Genomic DNA, 14,714 nt, shown 5'->3' with positions numbered 1-14,714 from the left:
CTTGCAGCCTGCAGCTGACAGCTTGAAGCTCGCAGTCAGGAGCCAGGTTTATGCTCAACACGCTGCTTTCCCTGTTGATATTCGTCGCCCTGGCCCTCGCCGTGATCGGTGCAGTGCGCCGCGCGCGTTTGTGGCGTCAGGGTCAGGCCAGTCCGGTGGATCTCATCGGCGGTTTACTGAAAATGCCACGCCGCTATCTGGTCGACCTCCACCATGTAGTGGCACGTGATAAGGCCATGTCCAACACTCACGTTGCGACAGCCGGTGGCTTTGTTGCCTCTGCCGTACTGATCGTGCTGGTGCATCTGTTCGAACTGGACAGCCGCATTCTGGCCTGGGCACTGCTGCTCACCACTGCCACCATGTTTACCGGTGCTGTCTTCGTTTACCGTCGCCGTATTGATCCGCCTGCGCGTCTGTCCAAAGGCCCGTGGATTCGTCTGCCCAAAAGTCTGCTGGTATTCGCGGCGTCCTTCTTTGTGCTGACCCTGCCAGCGGCCGGTATTTTGCCCGCAGGCACCGGAGGCTGGTTGCTGGCGGTGGTGCTGACCGCGGGTATCGTCTGGGGCATGGGTGAAATGTTCTTTGGCATGACCTGGGGCGGGCCGATGAAGCACGCCTTTGCCGGTGCGCTGCATCTGGCCTTCCACCGTCGTGCCGAGCGTTTTGAAGACGGCGTCGGCCGTTCTACCGGTCTCAAGGCTATTGATCTGACCGCCGCCAAACTCGGTGTAGAAAAGCCCGCTGACTTCAAATGGAACCAGCTGCTGGGCTTTGATGCCTGCGTACAGTGCGGTCGTTGTGAAGCAGTATGCCCGGCGTTTGCCGCCGGCCAGCCGCTGAACCCGAAAAAACTGATTCAGGATATGGTCGTGGGTCTGGCGGGCGGTACTGACGTCAACTATGCCGGCAGCCCTTATCCCGGCAAACCCATCGGTGAGCACGGTGGCAATGCCCATTCGCCCATCGTCAAAGGGCTGGTGGATGCCGAAACCCTGTGGTCCTGCACCACCTGCCGTGCCTGCGTGGAAGAGTGCCCGATGATGATCGAACATGTGGATGCCATCGTCGACATGCGCCGCTTCCTCACGCTGGAGAAGGGCGCCACGCCCAACAAAGGCCCGGAAGTGCTGGAAAACCTGATCGCTACCGATAACCCCGGCGGTTTCGAGCCCGGCTCACGTATGCACTGGGCGGCTGATCTGTCGATCCCGGTACTGGCTGAGACCAGGCAGACTGACGTGCTGTTCTGGGTCGGTGATGGCGGCTTCGACATGCGTAATCAGCGCACCCTGCGCAGCTTCGTCAAGCTGCTCAAGGCGGCCGGTGTGGACTTCGCTGTGCTGGCTCACGAAGAGCGTGACAGCGGTGATGTCGCCCGTCGTCTGGGGGATGAAGCCACCTTCCAGCAGCTGGCCAAACGTAATATCCAAACCCTGTCGCAGTACCGCTTCAAGCGCATCGTGACCTGTGATCCGCACAGCTTCCATGTGCTGAAAAACGAATACGGCGAGCTGGGCGGTCACTATGAAGTGCTGCACCACACCACCTATCTGAACGAGCTGGTGCAGTCAGGTGCGCTGCAGGTAAGTAAACATCTGGGCGGCAGTGTGACCTATCACGATCCCTGCTATCTGGGCCGCTACAACGGTGAATATGAAGCCCCCCGCGAACTGCTGCGCAGTCTCGGTATCGAAGTGAAAGAAATGGAACGCTCCGGTTTCCGCTCACGCTGCTGCGGTGGCGGTGGTGGTGCGCCGATTACCGATATTCCCGGTAAACAGCGTATCCCCGATATGCGCATGGACGATGCCCGTGCCACCGGTGCCGAGATTGTGGCCGTAGGCTGCCCACAGTGCACCGCGATGCTGGAAGGGGTGGTGGAGCCGCGTCCGCAGATCAAAGACATTGCTGAGCTGCTTGCTGCGGCGCTGATCGAAGTGGACACACCTAAAGTGCAGAAGGCTGCCGTGCAGACCGCTGAGCCAGTGACCATGGCTGCGCCTGCCAGAGCGTCAGCCAGCAAAACAGGGGAGCCTGCCTGATGAGCGATATTATCCGTCGTGATCCCCGCCGCGAGTGGATTCTGCGCAACCGTCTGCATCCGCTGCACGCCAGTCTGGCAGCGCCGCAGGATCAGTGGATGGGCCCCAACGGGGTGGTCCGCAAGAATCCTCATGCGGTTGGCTTTATCGGCCCCAACGGTATCAAACGTATTGACCGCAGCGGCGGCCAGACCGGCGACGGTGGCAGCGTACGCCGCAGCGGTACCACCGAGGTTCAGCTGCCGCTGTTCCGGGTGGAGCAGCCGGCGTTCTACGTGGTGGTGGTACCCGACATGGTCGGTGGCCGCCTGACCAGCCATGATAAAGATGTGCTGGGTCTGGCCCATCAGCTGGTCAGACAGACCAGTGCCCGCACGGGCAGCGAGGGCGCGGTACTGGCCGTGGTGTTCGGTGCGCACAAGGAAAGCGGTTTTGATACCGCTGGCGTGGATCGCCTGCTGCAGCTGGATGACAGCAAATACACCGGCTATGCCCCGGAACAACGTCTCAATGTGCTGACGACGCTTGAGCGCACGCTGGAGATCAGCCAGTGGCTGTTACCTGACTCCCTGGAAGGGGGCGGTGATCTTGGCCGCCGGCTGGCAGCCAAACTCAAGCAGCGTCCGGCCACTCAGGCCTGGGCACTGGCGGACGGTCAGGTCACCTGCCGCGCCGCCGGTCAGCGTGAAGACTGGCAGCGCCCGGCCTCACGTATTCTGCTGATGGCCAATGAGTGTGCCGAGCCGGTCAGCGAAACTCGTCATGAAGCCAAACCGCTGCTGGAAGAGCTGGTTCGCCAGCTGGAGCTGCCAGCGCTGATCAGTCGCATTGAAGACAAGGGACAGGTGGCGGTCGATCCGAGCGCTGTTCCTCTTGGCGAAGCAGAATTTATTCTGTCGGCCGGTAACGGTATTCGCGATTTTGCCCTGTTCCACAACGCCGCCAGTGTGCTGCGTGCCACCGAAGGCGCCTCCCGTGTGGCGGTGGATAACGGTGATATGCCGCGCTTCCGTCAGGTGGGAGCCACCGGTACCTGGGTCACCGCCCGTGTCTATCTGGCGGTGGGGATTTCTGGGGCGGTACAGCATCTGCAGGGTATCGGCCAGTGTGACAAGGTGATTGCCATTAATACGGACCCTGGCTGCGATATGGTCAAACGTGCGGATCTGTCGGTGATTGCCGACTCTACCGATATGCTGGCGGCACTGATCAAACTGGTAGACGGCTACCGTGGTGCCGAGGAGGGCGAAGAAGATGCAGCCTAAACAAGACGCCTCTGCTGAACTGAACGTCAGCGTATTGCTGTCGGTCGGGGCGCATCCCAAAACCGCCCGCAGCCGTCGTGCCGATCAGGACGCCAAAGCACTGGAGCTGGCACTGTCACTGCCCAAAGCCCGGGTCGCGGCGATTCATGCCGGTGATGCTGAAGACGAAGCGCTGCGCCAGTATCTGGGGATGGGGCTGCCTGCCCTGCAGGTGCTGCCGCAGCCTAAAGAAGCCGATGTGGTGCCGGTACTGGTCGATTATCTGCGTCAGCATCCGGCTACGCTGGTGCTGACCGGTGGTAAGGCAGAGCAGGGCGAGTCATCCGGTATGCTGCCTTATTTGCTGGCACAGGAACTGGGCTGGCCCGTGGTGCCGCGGGTGGCGGCGGTGGAGTCTGTCGGTAATGGCAAAGCGTCGGTATTGCAGGCGCTGCCCCGTGGACAGCGCCGCGCCCTGACCGTCAGTCTGCCCTGCGTGCTGTGCATTGATGAAGCGGCGCCTGCGCCACGGCAAAGTGCTTTTGCACTGGGACAGCGCGGCAGGATTGAGGTACTGAGCGCTGTGGTTACGACCGATAGCGAACGCAGTGAATGGACCACGCAGCCCGCGCGTAAACGCCCGAAGCGTCTGAAGGTCGTCAAGGCCAAAACCGCTGCCGACCGCTTCAAGGCAGCAACGGCCAAAGCCTCCGGCGATGGCGGTCAGGTCATCGTGCCGAAAACCGTGGAAGAAGGCGCGGCGGCTATCCTGAAAATGCTGAAAGAGGAGGGGGTACTGCGCTGATCCGCTCGGTTTACTGAACAGGCTTTATTATCTGCTACCTCTTCAAGCTGAATGCTTGCTGCCCGGTCGGTGCTTACCGCCGGGCTTTTTTTGTTTGGCCAGATAGCTGAAGTGCTCATCGGCAAGGGTGGCTGCTTCGTGGGAGATGAACGGCACCTCCGGGCAATAGCAGGCAATCCACTGCAAAACCGCTTCTTCGTTGGCTTTAGGGGCGACGATAGTTTTGACGTTGGCGAGTGGAACGGTCGGGCCAAGCAGGATGCCTTCATTGCCTGAGTTCACGTACTCCCGCCTGATGTTGTGCTGCTGGTTGAAGTCCTGCTGCTTCTGCCGGTCAATGCAGAAGGTGACGGGGAACTCATCAAACCATCTGACAACATGATAAGACGCCTCCTTGATCCCTCCCTCTGATGAATAAACATCACCCAGACCACCACTGCCTCCGGTTTTGGGTTTGCCTTCATTATCCCGCTCACTGAACCATTCCCCGGTGGCAACAGGCAGGTTCTTGCTGACCAGTGATTCGGCACTGCTAATCGCCTGGGTTTCACCAATACCATGAAGCCCTTTCAGTGCTTCCGAGCCGGTGCCATGAAACAGGGTGGTGCGGTGGCCCAGATGCTGCTCAAAGAACTGCGGCCTATCCAGCAGTTCATTGATTTCATGCAGCACCGGTGTGGAGACGTAAAACCTGAACTGCAGCCAGGAGGCCAGATATTCTGGATCTTTGGCCACCGTAGCAGGCAGGGGTGACCACTGTGACTGCCTCAGCAGGCTGCCTTTCACGGGTGCAAACCGCCCTTCGCCATCATCCTCCAGCGTCATGGTTTGAGCGGGCATGGCCACAGATCGCAGATAACGTTTTACGAAATCTGCAATCTTTGCTCTGGGCTGGGCTAACTCTCCTGATGTGGCCATACCGGCCGGGCAGAAATGCTCAGTAAAGGTATCGAAGTGGCGCACGGATGACAGCCATTGCAACGAAGGGTCACGCTGGTTATCCGGGTGGTGAGCAGCATTGTAAAGGTGATACAGCATATCCAGTGTTGGCAGGTGTTCCCCTACAGAGGCATAAGGATGCTGTCGCAGCGTCTGCACCCACTGGTGCATTTCGTTTTTCAGTACCTGTGGCAGCGCGGCCGGGCTGACACCTTTGTCCCGTGCAATTTCGTCGATGTTTCTTACGTGCAGATGAACAAAGTGCTCTGGCAGGCTGTTGCTGCTCGTCTGATGTGTCATTACATGGGCTGGGCTGGGCTGGCGTCCCAGCGGGCAGTCAGGCGTTCGGCCCGTTCGGCAGAGGCGACCCAGGGGCGATGCTGTACAGGCGAGACAGGCCCGCTATGGTTGCCAAACAGACACTGGCTGAGGCTGTTGAGTAACCCGGAGGTGCGGGGGCGCTTCGACAGCGCTGCATCAGTAACCGGTTCTGAGGAAGAGGCTGGGGATGTGGCTGCGGGTGGTTCAATGGCAGCCAGATCCTGCGTAGACACAGTGCTCGCCTGAATGGGACGCATGGCGTTCCTCTCGTTGTTATGGGCTGTTTCGGTCAGCGGTACGGTGCGATCAGTGCAACGCCTCTGCTGATCGTTGATTAAGTTTGTCTGATCACTGAATCGGTTCCGTAATTGCATGGCGGGAATGGATAGTGCTGCCGACAGGCTGGAGTGTCTGCCCGCTGGAGAGCAGGGCACCGGTGGTGATTGAGCTACGCTTTTACTTCAGCGACTTAGGCAGTGAGATCCGTTACCTGAGTGTGTGCAGTTCCCTTACATCTCAATCAGGCATTGATATGCCGTTGACTCATAAAGGAATTATCTATGATCAGCTCCCGTGAAGACGTAACCCGCATGATTCTGGCGAGTAAGGTGCGCAAGGGCCTGCAGTGGCATGAGGTGGCCGAGATGATCGGCCAGTCAAAGGAGTGGACCACCGCCGCCTGCCTTGGCCAGATGACCTTTACCAGGGCGCAGGCGGAGAAAATCGGCGCCATTTTCAATCTCAATGATGAGGCGGTGGCATGGCTGCAGATTGTGCCCAGCAAAGGCTCGCTGAGCACGGCGGTACCAACCGATCCACTGGTCTATCGCCTGTACGAAGTGGTCAGCGTGTACGGCAGTACCATCAAGGAGCTGATCCATGAAGAGTTCGGCGACGGCATCATGAGCGCCATCGACTTCACCATGGATATTCAGCGTGAGGAAGATCCCAAAGGAGACAGGGTTAAACTGGTGCTGTCAGGCAAGTTTCTGCCTTACAAGACTTACTGATCTGTGCAGGTAGCGTGCAGAGCGGCACAGCCGGGCGACTGTGCTCTGAGGGTCAGTGTTCGGGCAGGTTGTTGAAGATGGTTTCCAGCATGCCGTTGAGGCGGTTGATCTGCGCCTCGGTCATGCCTTTGAAGCTCTGACGGAACAGGGTGCCGGTGACTTCCTGAATGCGGGCGATGGTATCCCAGCCTGCTTCGGTGAGAGACACTACCGTCACACGGCCATCTTCGGCACTTGTTTGGGTATCCACCAGACCGTCCGCCTTCATGCGGTAGACAATCTTGGTGATGGTGGGCAGCTTGGCGATGGCGTGCTCAGCAATTTCAGAGATGCTGGAGTGGCCTTCTTCCTTGAGGATAAACAGGATGCGCCAGCGGGGAATATCAACGCCTGCCTTCTTCAGCGCCTTTTCCATGGCGAGGCTGTAGCGACCGTGAACCCTTGCCAGCCAGTAGAAGGGGAACTCTTCCTTCTGGAATTCTTCGCTGGCGGGATCGTAACGGTGCTGGCGCTTCTTTCGTGTTTCGCTCATTGAAATCAGTGATCAGAGAGGGCGTTTGACTATACGAGATTGTTCGCTTGGGGGTCAACGCAGCGCACTGCCTGACCTTGACCTGGCGCACCCCGGTGCGCCAGCACGAGCGATAGCGGTGCTGATTTACCAGCCTGGCCCCCGTTCGGCGTGCATCTTGCGCACCATGGCGTTGAAGAATTTCACGGCAAAACCGCTGTCTTTAATCAGCATCTGCGTCAGGTCGGCACACTTCTGGCTGACCTCGGTGTTCAGTGCCACATCCGCCCCGCCCAGTGCGCCGGCAGTGACCTGAATTTCTGCTGCCCGTTGTACCGTCCATAGCAGGAAGAAGGTGCGTTCAATATCCGCTTCACCCACCGCGATGCCGTGATTGCGCAGCACCAGAATATGCTTGTCGCCCAGGCTTGCCAGCATTCTGACCTTTTCCTCGGCAAACAGGGTGATGCCCTCGAAGGCGTGATAGCCGATACGACCATAGAGCTGCGCGCCGTAGAAGTCATTATGACCAAAACCGGCCTGTTTCATGGCAATGGCCGAGACTTCATTGGTGTGGGTATGCACCACACAGTGAATATCTTCCCGGGCACCGTGAATGGCGCTGTGCAGGGCGAAACCCGCCGGGTTGGCATCGTAGGGGGAGGGTTCCACCTTGTTCCCCTCAAGATCGACCTTGAGCAGATTGGCCGGTGTGACTTCGGTGTAGTTGAGACCGAAGGGGTTCACCAGATAATGCTGGGCCGCACCCGGCAGGCGTGCCGAGATATGGTTGAAAATGGTTTCGGTCCAGCCGAAGAAGTCGACCAGATGGTAGCAATGGGCCAGTTTGACGCGCAGCGCCCATTCTTCCTCACTGATATGGTCGGGGCGAACGATGGCCGTTTCGCTGACAGCTAAAGCACGGTTCATGACAGAACTCCTTATGGTGAATGACTACGCCGCGTCACGGTGACGCCGTGTCGTTGTGACGGAGCGCGGCGATAAAACGGGTAAGCGCGAGCGTGTGCCGGGTCATCGGCATCGGCAGACCAATACGTTCGGCCAGTTCCACCACTGCCTCACCAATGGTGGCCAGCTCCAGTGGCCGGCCAGCTTCGTAGTCCTGCAGCATCGAGGTTTTGACCGCCCCCATGCCGGCACCGAGCTGCATGAAGGTAGGCGGATTGAAACGGATGCGGGCGCCGTAGGCGGCTGCAGTCAGCAGGGTTTCGTCGAGAATGGCACGTACCAGCGGCGCCAGCTGCGGGTCGGCATAGAGCTGCTCCAGCGTGGCACCGCTGACCACCGACAGTGGATTGGAGGTCAGGTTGGCGATGATTTTGGTCCACAGCGGGTCACGAATGCTGTCGGTGGCGCGGGCTTCAATGCCTGCCGCAGCGATCAGCTGCCGGACCTGCTCCAGTCGTTCGCTGGGCTGGTTGTTGATTTCACCCAGAGTAATCAGATGCGGATTGGTGGAAATGACGCGCCCCGGGCGTTGTGTCTGAGCGGTCATAAAGGTGACGGCTCCCAGCACATGCTGCTCGGGAAGCAGGCGCTCCAGTTCACCCAGCGGATCAATGCTCTGCAGGCGGCTGGCCTCATCACTGTGCCCCAGCCCTTTGAAGTACCACCAGGGCACGCCATTGACGATGGGAACCACCACCGTGTCAGCTGCAATGGCCGGTTGCAGCGTACGCAGGATGGCGGGCAGTGCCTGCGCTTTGGTGCAGATGAAAATCAGCTGCTGCGGGCCAAGCCCGGCCGGATCAGCACTGACCTGCGGCCAGCCCTGGTGCTCACCGTCAAGATCGGTGAGATGCACTCCCCCGGCGGCAATGGCTGTCAGGGTATCGCCGCGGGCCAGCATGCTGAGGCTGAGGCCCGGCACACTGGCCAGTCGCGCGGCGAGCGCGCAGCCGATAGCACCGGCGCCTGCAATGCAGACCCGCGTAATGTTCCTCGTCATGGTCGTGTCTCCTGAGCCGGGAGGGGCAGGCCATCCCGGCGATGAGCAAAAAGCAGATCAGCTGGCCAGCAGCTCCTGATGTTTGCTGGCCAGTCCCAGATAGGCCTCGATCACCCGCTGATCATCCGCCAGTTGTGCTGCAGGCCCCTCCATGGCCACGGCGCCGCCTTCCAGTACGTAGGCATAGTCAGCCACCCTGAGGGCGGCCCGGGCATTCTGCTCCACCAGCAGGATGGAGACACCCTGACGGCGCAGATCGGTAATGATGCGGAAAATTTCCCGGGTGATCAGGGGGGCCAGCCCGAGGCTTGGCTCATCCAGCATCAGCAGCTGGGGTTTGCCCATCAGTGCCCGGCCAATAGCCAGCATCTGCCGCTCACCACCTGACAGGGTGCCTGCCTGCTGATGACGGCGCTCAAACAGACGGGGAAACAGGCTGTAGACTTCCGCCAGCGTGGAGGCCAGATGGCGGTCACCACGGCGATAACGCAGGAAGGCCCCCAGCTCCAGATTGTCCTGCACGCTCATGGTGGCGAACAGCTCACGTTTCTCCGGTACCAGCCCGAGGCCTTGCCCCACCAGCTTTTCCACTTCCGGCACTGGTTGCAGTCTGCCGTCGAAATGCACTTCGCCCTTCGATGGCAGGATACCCATGATGGCCGAGAGCAGGGTGGTTTTCCCCGCACCGTTGGGGCCAATGACGGTGATGATCTGGCCTTTGGGAACACGCAGATCAATGCCGCTCAGGGCTTCCACCTTGCCGTAGGCGACCCGCAGCTGGCGGACATCCAGCAATAGTTCGGCTGCATTCATCATTCAGCTCCTCCCAGATAGGCTTCGAGCACGGCGGGGTTGGTCTGTATTTCTTCCGGCAGGCCTTCGGCGATCTTTTCACCGAACTCCATCACCACGATGCGATCGACCAGCCCCATGACAAAGTCCATATCGTGCTCCACCAGCAGAATGGCCATGCCTTCGCTTCGCAGTTTCTGCAGCAGCTCAGCCAGTGCCTGCTTCTCTTTAAAGCGCAGGCCAGCGGCAGGCTCATCCAGCAGTAACAGGCAGGGGTCGGCACAGAGGGCGCGGGCGATTTCCAGTATGCGCTGCTGCCCCAGTGCCAGGCTGCCGGCTTCCTCATACAGATAGTCGCCCAGCCCAACCCGCTGCAGCTGGCGTCTGGCCTCCTGCAGCAGGCTCTGCTCTTCGGCGCGTTCGAGTCGCAGGGCCGCACTCAGTACGCCGCTCTCTCCACGCAGGTGCGCGCCGATGGCGACGTTCTCCAGCACGGTCATAGCGGGGAGCAGTTTGACGTGCTGGAAGGTGCGGCTCATGCCCATAGCGGCCACTTGCCGGGATGACTTGCCGCGCAGACTCTGGCCGAGGAAGCGCACTTCACCCGAGGTCGGGGTGTCTACCGCCGACAGCTGGTTGAACATGGTGCTCTTACCGGCACCATTGGGGCCGATCAGCGCCACGATTTCACCGGCATGCACCTGCAGGCTCATATTGTTGTTGGCAATCAGGCCACCAAAGCGGCGGGTGACGTCCTGTGCTTCGAGGATCAGTTCGCCCTTGCGCGGCGGACGACGCTGATCCAGCACCTCGGCATGGCGGTCGTCACTGAGCAGCGGCCGGTGCTTCATGCTGGCTGGCACAAAGCGCATCAGAATGGGCCACAGACCACCCGGGCTACGGTGCATGACGGCGATAATCAGCAGGCCAAAGATGATGGTTTCATACTGGCCATCGCTGCCAAGCAGGTGTGGCAGCAGATCCTGCAGCCACTGCTTGAGCATGGTCAGCACACCGGCTCCCACCAGTGCGCCCCAGACACTGGACACACCGCCGATCAGGGCCATGAACAGGTAGTCGATGCCCATGCTCAGGCCAAAGGGAGTGGGGTTTACAAAACGCTGGGCATGGGCATAAAGCCAGCCAGATATCGCGGCGAACAGGGCCGAGATAAGAAAGATCACCAGCTTGGAGCGGAAGGTGTTGACCCCCATCGCTTCGGCCATCAACTGGCCGCCTTTTAGCGCACGAATGGCGCGACCTTCGCGTGAGTTGAGCAGGTTCTGGGTGATGACGATGGCCAGCAGCAGGACCGCCCAGATCAGATAGAACATCTTCTCACCCTTATCCAGCGCAATGCCGAACAGGGAAATGACCGGCAGATTGCTGACGCCGGTATGGCCGCCAAGCTGTTCCACCGTACCAAACAGGTAATAGAGAGAGATACCCCAGGCAATGGTGCCCAGTGGCAGGTAATGGCCGGACAGGCGCAGGGTCAGAGCACCGAGAATCAGCGCCACCACCGCCGTGAGAGCAATCCCGACCAGCAGTGCCAGCCAGGGGGAATGTCCGGCCCAGGCCAGCCAGTCTGGCAGCTGCTCTGTAGTGGTCAGATAGGCTGAGGCGTAGGCGCCCAGCCCGACGAAAGCTGCCTGACCAAAGCTGGTCATGCCGCCCACTCCGGTCAGCAGCACCAGCCCCAGCACCACCAGCGCGTAGAGGCCGATGTAGTTGAGCAGAGTGACCTGATAGGTCGGCAGCAGTACGGGAGACAGCAGCAGCACCAGAATGAAAATCAGCAGTGCGGGACGTTGTTTCAGCATGATGATTACTCCTCTTCCTCAACGTGGCGGCTGGTAAGCGAACGCCAGAGCAGGAAGGGAATGATCAGGGTGAAAACAATGACCTCCTTATAGTTGCTGGCCCAGAACATGGAAAAGGCTTCCACCATGCCGACGGCAACGGCACCGATAGCCGCAACCGGATAGCTGGCCAGCCCGCCGATGATGGCGCCGACAAAGCCCTTGAGGCTGATGATAAAGCCCGAGTCAAAATACAGGGTGGTGATGGGAGCAATCAGAATGCCTGACAGGGCGCCGATAAAGGTGGCCATGGTGAACGTGGCTTTGCCGGCAAATACCGGGGATATTCCCATCAGCCGCGCGCCCATGCGATTGACCGCGGTGGCCCGCAGGGCCTTGCCATAGAGGGTGCGTTCAAAGGCAATAAACAGCATCACGATCAGGGCAATGGACACCAGAATCACCCACAGGGTCTGGCTTTTCAGCATCACCGGGCCGAGATGAAAGCCGCTGTCAGAGAACGGCGCCGTGCGGGCTCCTTCTGGCCCGAACAGCAGCAGGCCGATACCCACCATGGCCACATGCAGGGCGATGGAGACAATCAGCAGCACCAGCGAATGAGCAGAGGCAATGGGCTGGAAAAACAGACGATAGAGAATTGGGCCGAAGGGTACCACCAGCGCCAGGGTCAGTAGCGCCTGCGCCAGCATGGGAATATCAGCCAGTGTCAGGCTGTGAAGCAACACCAGCAGAATAGCGGTATAGCCAATCTTGATGGCGGACCATTTGATTTCGCCGTAATTCATGGCGCCAGCCTGCTTGCCGGTTTTCCACATCTGGCGCAGATCAAGCGCGCAGTCGATCAGTACCAGTGCCAGCAGCAGCCAGCCCAGTGCCGTGGGCTTACCGGCCTGAATCGCGGCCATGGTCAGGGCGCCAAAGGTGACAAACTCGCCCTGAGGAATCAGCAGGATGCGTGTGACGGTAAATACCAGCAGGATCGACAGCGCCAGCAGGGCATAGATGGCCCCGTTGGTGACGCCGTCCTGCCCGAGCAGAACTGCAATCTGAAAATTCATTGCGGATGAATCCTTGAAATGCCCTGCCGGTGGTGGTCTCGGTCAGCATGTCTGCGCGGAGGCGAGACATGAGCGGGTGCAGCGGTCGTCCTTTTTATGGCTGCCGCACCTTGCCACCTTGAATGAAGGGCACAAAGCCAATCTGAAAGGCGAGGGGAGCAAGCCGCTCCCTGCCTTACTTCACCAGATACCTGCCTGACGCCGGGTTATTTCAGCAGCGCCCATTTGCCGCCTTTGACGGTAATCAGCTCGCGGCCACGCTCATCAAAGCCACTGTGGTCAGCCGGGGTAATGTTGTAGACCCCCTGAGTGCCGGCGAGTTCGTGGGTCTGCTCCAGCGCATCACGCAGGGCTGCACGGAATTCAGCGGTTCCCGGCTGCCCGCCTTTGAGAGCGGTGGGAATGGCGTTGGCCAGCAGCAGGCCAGCATCGTAAACGTTGCCGCCGAAGGTGGCGGGGTTTTCACCGTACCGCTGCTTGTAGTCGCTGACGTACTGGCTGGCGATGGTCTTGGAGGCGCTGTCGGGCACTTCATCCAGCACCAGCATCAGGCTGGCCGCCAGAATGGTGCCCTCAACCTGCTTGCCACCCAGCTTCAGGAAGGCATCCAGTGCGGCACCGTGGGTCTGGTAGACGGTGCCCGCATAGCCCTGATCCTTGAGGGTGGTTTCCGGCATGACGGAAGAGCTGCCGGGGGCGGCGATCAGTACGGCATCCGGGCTGGCCATCAGCATCTTGAGGCTCTGTCCGGTCAGGGAGGTGTCCTGGCGCTGGAAGGTCTCACTGGCGACGATCTTGATGCCTGCTTTCTCAGTCAGGCCCTTCATCACCTTGGCCCAGTTCTCCCCATAGGGATCAGCGGTGCCCATCAGTCCCAGGGTTTTGACGCCGGACTGCTTCATCTGATCCACCAGCGCGGCAGCAATCAGATCATCGTTCTGGGTGGTCTTGAATACCCATTTCTTCTGTTCTGTCATCGGCAGTACCACCGCTGCCGTACCCACGGGGGCCAGCATCGGCGTGCCGGACTCGGCGGCGAACTGGATCACGCCCATGGCGTTGGGCGAGCCGCTTGGGCCGATGATGGCATCAACATGATCTTCATCGATCAGCTTCTTGAAGGCTTTCACGGTCGCTGTGGGGTCACTGGAATCATCCAGCGGGATGTAGGTGATCTTTTCGCCAGCCACGGTTTCGGGCAGCAGGGCGACCGTGTTTTTCTGCGGGATACCCACCAGGGCTATGGGGCCGGTGGAAGACGTAACAACGCCGATCTTGATGTCGGCATGGGCCAGTGAGGAAAGGAATGTCGTGCTGAGTATCAGTGCAGAAAGCGTTGTCTTCGACAGCATGTCGTTCTCCAAATAGGTATTTGAACCGGGATCTGCAATCAGGCCTCGGGGTATCGCTGCAATAGCACCTGCGCGGTTAAGCCGCACTCACCGGCAAAGGTGAAGGTCATAACGTGGCAAAGCCAATGCTCAGGCGCCTATACGCCCGGAGGTGAGTCATCCACCTGTCCTACAGACTGGTCCGGTCCGGTCTTTTTTACCAGAGCGTCGTGAAAGGTCGTTAGCAGCGAATGTGCCAAAACTCCCTTCGCGCCGATCTGCATCAAGGAAGTCAGTTGAAAAATATGCCTCTCGGGTGTTCTGCCTCGTGCTGTTGCGAGGGCTTTTCAGGGAGTGGGGTGTTCGGAATAAATACTTGAAAAGACAAGCATTTTTCTGCGCTTTTTATTGGGTTTGGATACGTGATTTTTATCATTATTTTTCGTCTTTTTTGTGGGTTGTAAAAAACGTCTTTCCGCCGTGTCAGAGCTATTCAGGATGACCTGTCTCTGTGCCATGACAGCGTTCGTCTGTGCTTGGATTTTTAAAATTAAACTATTGAAATTAAAGGATTTAATGTCTTTTTAAGTCGCTGTTCTGGTTGTTTTTATCAACGGCTTCATTGCTCAAATATAGTGCGATAAGCGCAAAAGTGCACTACAAAAAAGCATGAATGTTTTTTGAAAAAATCAATTGACATGGAAAGTAATTATTTGGATTTTAGAAAAAAGCCGGACGTGACCGGATCGGTCACGGTAAACGCCTGTCAGAACGTGAAAACGCTGTCAGGCAGGGCTGGCGATAACCAGACAACAGGCCACCGGGCATTCAGTGCAATGAGCGGTGGCCACAGCGAGCAACAAGAG

General features: G+C 59.1%; 13 protein-coding genes. 4 read left to right on the top strand and 9 right to left on the bottom strand.

Annotated elements, in window-relative coordinates; genetic code table 11:
* The first annotated feature begins 50 nt into the window (after positions 1 to 50).
* Genes QCD60_RS02465 through QCD60_RS02455 form a run of 3 tightly spaced genes read left to right on the top strand, consistent with a single transcriptional unit; the run spans position 51 to position 4,094 of the window.
* Positions 51 to 2,045 carry a (Fe-S)-binding protein gene (locus QCD60_RS02465; protein ID WP_279782096.1) on the top strand — a complete coding sequence of 665 codons (1,995 nt, stop codon included), beginning with the start codon at positions 51 to 53 and terminating at the stop codon, positions 2,043 to 2,045.
* Complete coding sequence (locus tag QCD60_RS02460; RefSeq protein ID WP_279782094.1) at positions 2,045 to 3,310, top strand: electron transfer flavoprotein subunit alpha/FixB family protein; 1,266 nt, start codon at positions 2,045 to 2,047, stop codon at positions 3,308 to 3,310. Before QCD60_RS02465 ends, QCD60_RS02460 begins: the two co-directional genes overlap by 1 nt.
* Positions 3,300 to 4,094 (top strand): electron transfer flavoprotein subunit beta, encoded by a 795-nt coding sequence (locus tag QCD60_RS02455; protein ID WP_279782092.1) that lies wholly within the window; start codon positions 3,300 to 3,302, stop codon positions 4,092 to 4,094. Before QCD60_RS02460 ends, QCD60_RS02455 begins: the two co-directional genes overlap by 11 nt.
* 42 nt (positions 4,095 to 4,136) lie before the next feature.
* On the opposite strand, the gene QCD60_RS02450 is transcribed toward QCD60_RS02455, so the two are convergent.
* Both QCD60_RS02450 and QCD60_RS02445 read right to left on the bottom strand, forming a co-directional pair.
* Entirely contained in the window at positions 4,137 to 5,333 is a 1,197-nt protein-coding gene (locus QCD60_RS02450) for a hypothetical protein (RefSeq protein ID WP_279782090.1), read from the bottom strand.
* On the bottom strand, positions 5,333 to 5,587 hold the full coding sequence (locus tag QCD60_RS02445) for a hypothetical protein (RefSeq protein ID WP_279782088.1): 255 nt from the start codon (positions 5,585 to 5,587) through the stop codon (positions 5,333 to 5,335). The genes QCD60_RS02450 and QCD60_RS02445 overlap by 1 nt, the downstream gene beginning before the upstream one ends.
* Positions 5,588 to 5,914: 327 nt before the next feature.
* Here QCD60_RS02445 and cynS point away from each other — a divergent pair, with 327 nt between their 5' ends.
* Positions 5,915 to 6,364 (top strand): cyanase, encoded by a 450-nt coding sequence (gene cynS, locus QCD60_RS02440; RefSeq protein ID WP_279782086.1) that lies wholly within the window; start codon positions 5,915 to 5,917, stop codon positions 6,362 to 6,364.
* A 52-nt stretch (positions 6,365 to 6,416) separates the two neighbouring features.
* Here cynS and QCD60_RS02435 read toward each other — a convergent pair whose 3' ends face one another.
* The 7 genes from QCD60_RS02435 to QCD60_RS02405 all read right to left on the bottom strand — a co-directional run bounded on the left by QCD60_RS02435 (position 6,417) and on the right by QCD60_RS02405 (position 13,869).
* Positions 6,417 to 6,896, bottom strand: a complete 480-nt coding sequence (locus QCD60_RS02435; protein WP_279782083.1) for a MarR family transcriptional regulator — start codon at positions 6,894 to 6,896, stop codon at positions 6,417 to 6,419.
* Between the two features lie 126 nt (positions 6,897 to 7,022).
* Complete coding sequence (locus tag QCD60_RS02430) at positions 7,023 to 7,805, bottom strand: class II aldolase/adducin family protein (protein WP_279782081.1); 783 nt, start codon at positions 7,803 to 7,805, stop codon at positions 7,023 to 7,025.
* Between the two features lie 34 nt (positions 7,806 to 7,839).
* A complete protein-coding gene (locus tag QCD60_RS02425) occupies positions 7,840 to 8,844 on the bottom strand; it encodes a 2-dehydropantoate 2-reductase (RefSeq protein ID WP_279782079.1) in 1,005 nt (334 codons plus the stop codon).
* A 57-nt stretch (positions 8,845 to 8,901) separates the two neighbouring features.
* The gene (locus QCD60_RS02420) at positions 8,902 to 9,660 is read right to left on the bottom strand and encodes an ABC transporter ATP-binding protein (RefSeq protein WP_279782077.1); all 759 of its coding nucleotides are present in this window, start codon (positions 9,658 to 9,660) and stop codon (positions 8,902 to 8,904) included.
* Complete coding sequence (locus QCD60_RS02415; RefSeq protein ID WP_279782075.1) at positions 9,657 to 11,459, bottom strand: branched-chain amino acid ABC transporter ATP-binding protein/permease; 1,803 nt, start codon at positions 11,457 to 11,459, stop codon at positions 9,657 to 9,659. Before QCD60_RS02415 ends, QCD60_RS02420 begins: the two co-directional genes overlap by 4 nt.
* Before the next feature lie 5 nt (positions 11,460 to 11,464).
* Complete coding sequence (locus QCD60_RS02410) at positions 11,465 to 12,517, bottom strand: branched-chain amino acid ABC transporter permease (protein WP_279782073.1); 1,053 nt, start codon at positions 12,515 to 12,517, stop codon at positions 11,465 to 11,467.
* 206 nt (positions 12,518 to 12,723) lie between these two features.
* A complete protein-coding gene (locus tag QCD60_RS02405) occupies positions 12,724 to 13,869 on the bottom strand; it encodes an ABC transporter substrate-binding protein (RefSeq protein ID WP_279782071.1) in 1,146 nt (381 codons plus the stop codon).
* Between the last annotated feature and the right edge of the window lie 845 nt (positions 13,870 to 14,714).

It is taken from the genome of Pokkaliibacter sp. MBI-7 (genome assembly GCF_029846635.1).
In the GTDB taxonomy this organism is placed as follows: domain Bacteria; phylum Pseudomonadota; class Gammaproteobacteria; order Pseudomonadales; family Balneatricaceae; genus Pokkaliibacter.
The sequence above is the reverse complement of the archived record's forward strand: the minus strand, read 5'-3'. Positions and strand labels throughout refer to the sequence as shown.

Bases quoted from the DNA above. Each gene is read 5' to 3' on its own strand.
- QCD60_RS02465 (WP_279782096.1), top strand. From the start codon at position 51: ATGCTCAACACGCTGCTTTCCCTGTTGATATTCGTCGCCCTGGCCCTC.
- QCD60_RS02460 (WP_279782094.1), top strand. From the start codon at position 2,045: ATGAGCGATATTATCCGTCGTGATCCCCGCCGCGAGTGGATTCTGCGC.
- QCD60_RS02455 (WP_279782092.1), top strand. From the start codon at position 3,300: ATGCAGCCTAAACAAGACGCCTCTGCTGAACTGAACGTCAGCGTATTG.
- QCD60_RS02450 (WP_279782090.1), bottom strand. From the start codon at position 5,333: ATGACACATCAGACGAGCAGCAACAGCCTGCCAGAGCACTTTGTTCAT.
- cynS (WP_279782086.1), top strand. From the start codon at position 5,915: ATGATCAGCTCCCGTGAAGACGTAACCCGCATGATTCTGGCGAGTAAG.
- QCD60_RS02435 (WP_279782083.1), bottom strand. From the start codon at position 6,896: ATGAGCGAAACACGAAAGAAGCGCCAGCACCGTTACGATCCCGCCAGC.
- QCD60_RS02430 (WP_279782081.1), bottom strand. From the start codon at position 7,805: ATGAACCGTGCTTTAGCTGTCAGCGAAACGGCCATCGTTCGCCCCGAC.
- QCD60_RS02425 (WP_279782079.1), bottom strand. From the start codon at position 8,844: ATGACGAGGAACATTACGCGGGTCTGCATTGCAGGCGCCGGTGCTATC.
- QCD60_RS02420 (WP_279782077.1), bottom strand. From the start codon at position 9,660: ATGATGAATGCAGCCGAACTATTGCTGGATGTCCGCCAGCTGCGGGTC.
- QCD60_RS02415 (WP_279782075.1), bottom strand. From the start codon at position 11,459: ATGCTGAAACAACGTCCCGCACTGCTGATTTTCATTCTGGTGCTGCTG.
- QCD60_RS02410 (WP_279782073.1), bottom strand. From the start codon at position 12,517: ATGAATTTTCAGATTGCAGTTCTGCTCGGGCAGGACGGCGTCACCAAC.
- QCD60_RS02405 (WP_279782071.1), bottom strand. From the start codon at position 13,869: ATGCTGTCGAAGACAACGCTTTCTGCACTGATACTCAGCACGACATTC.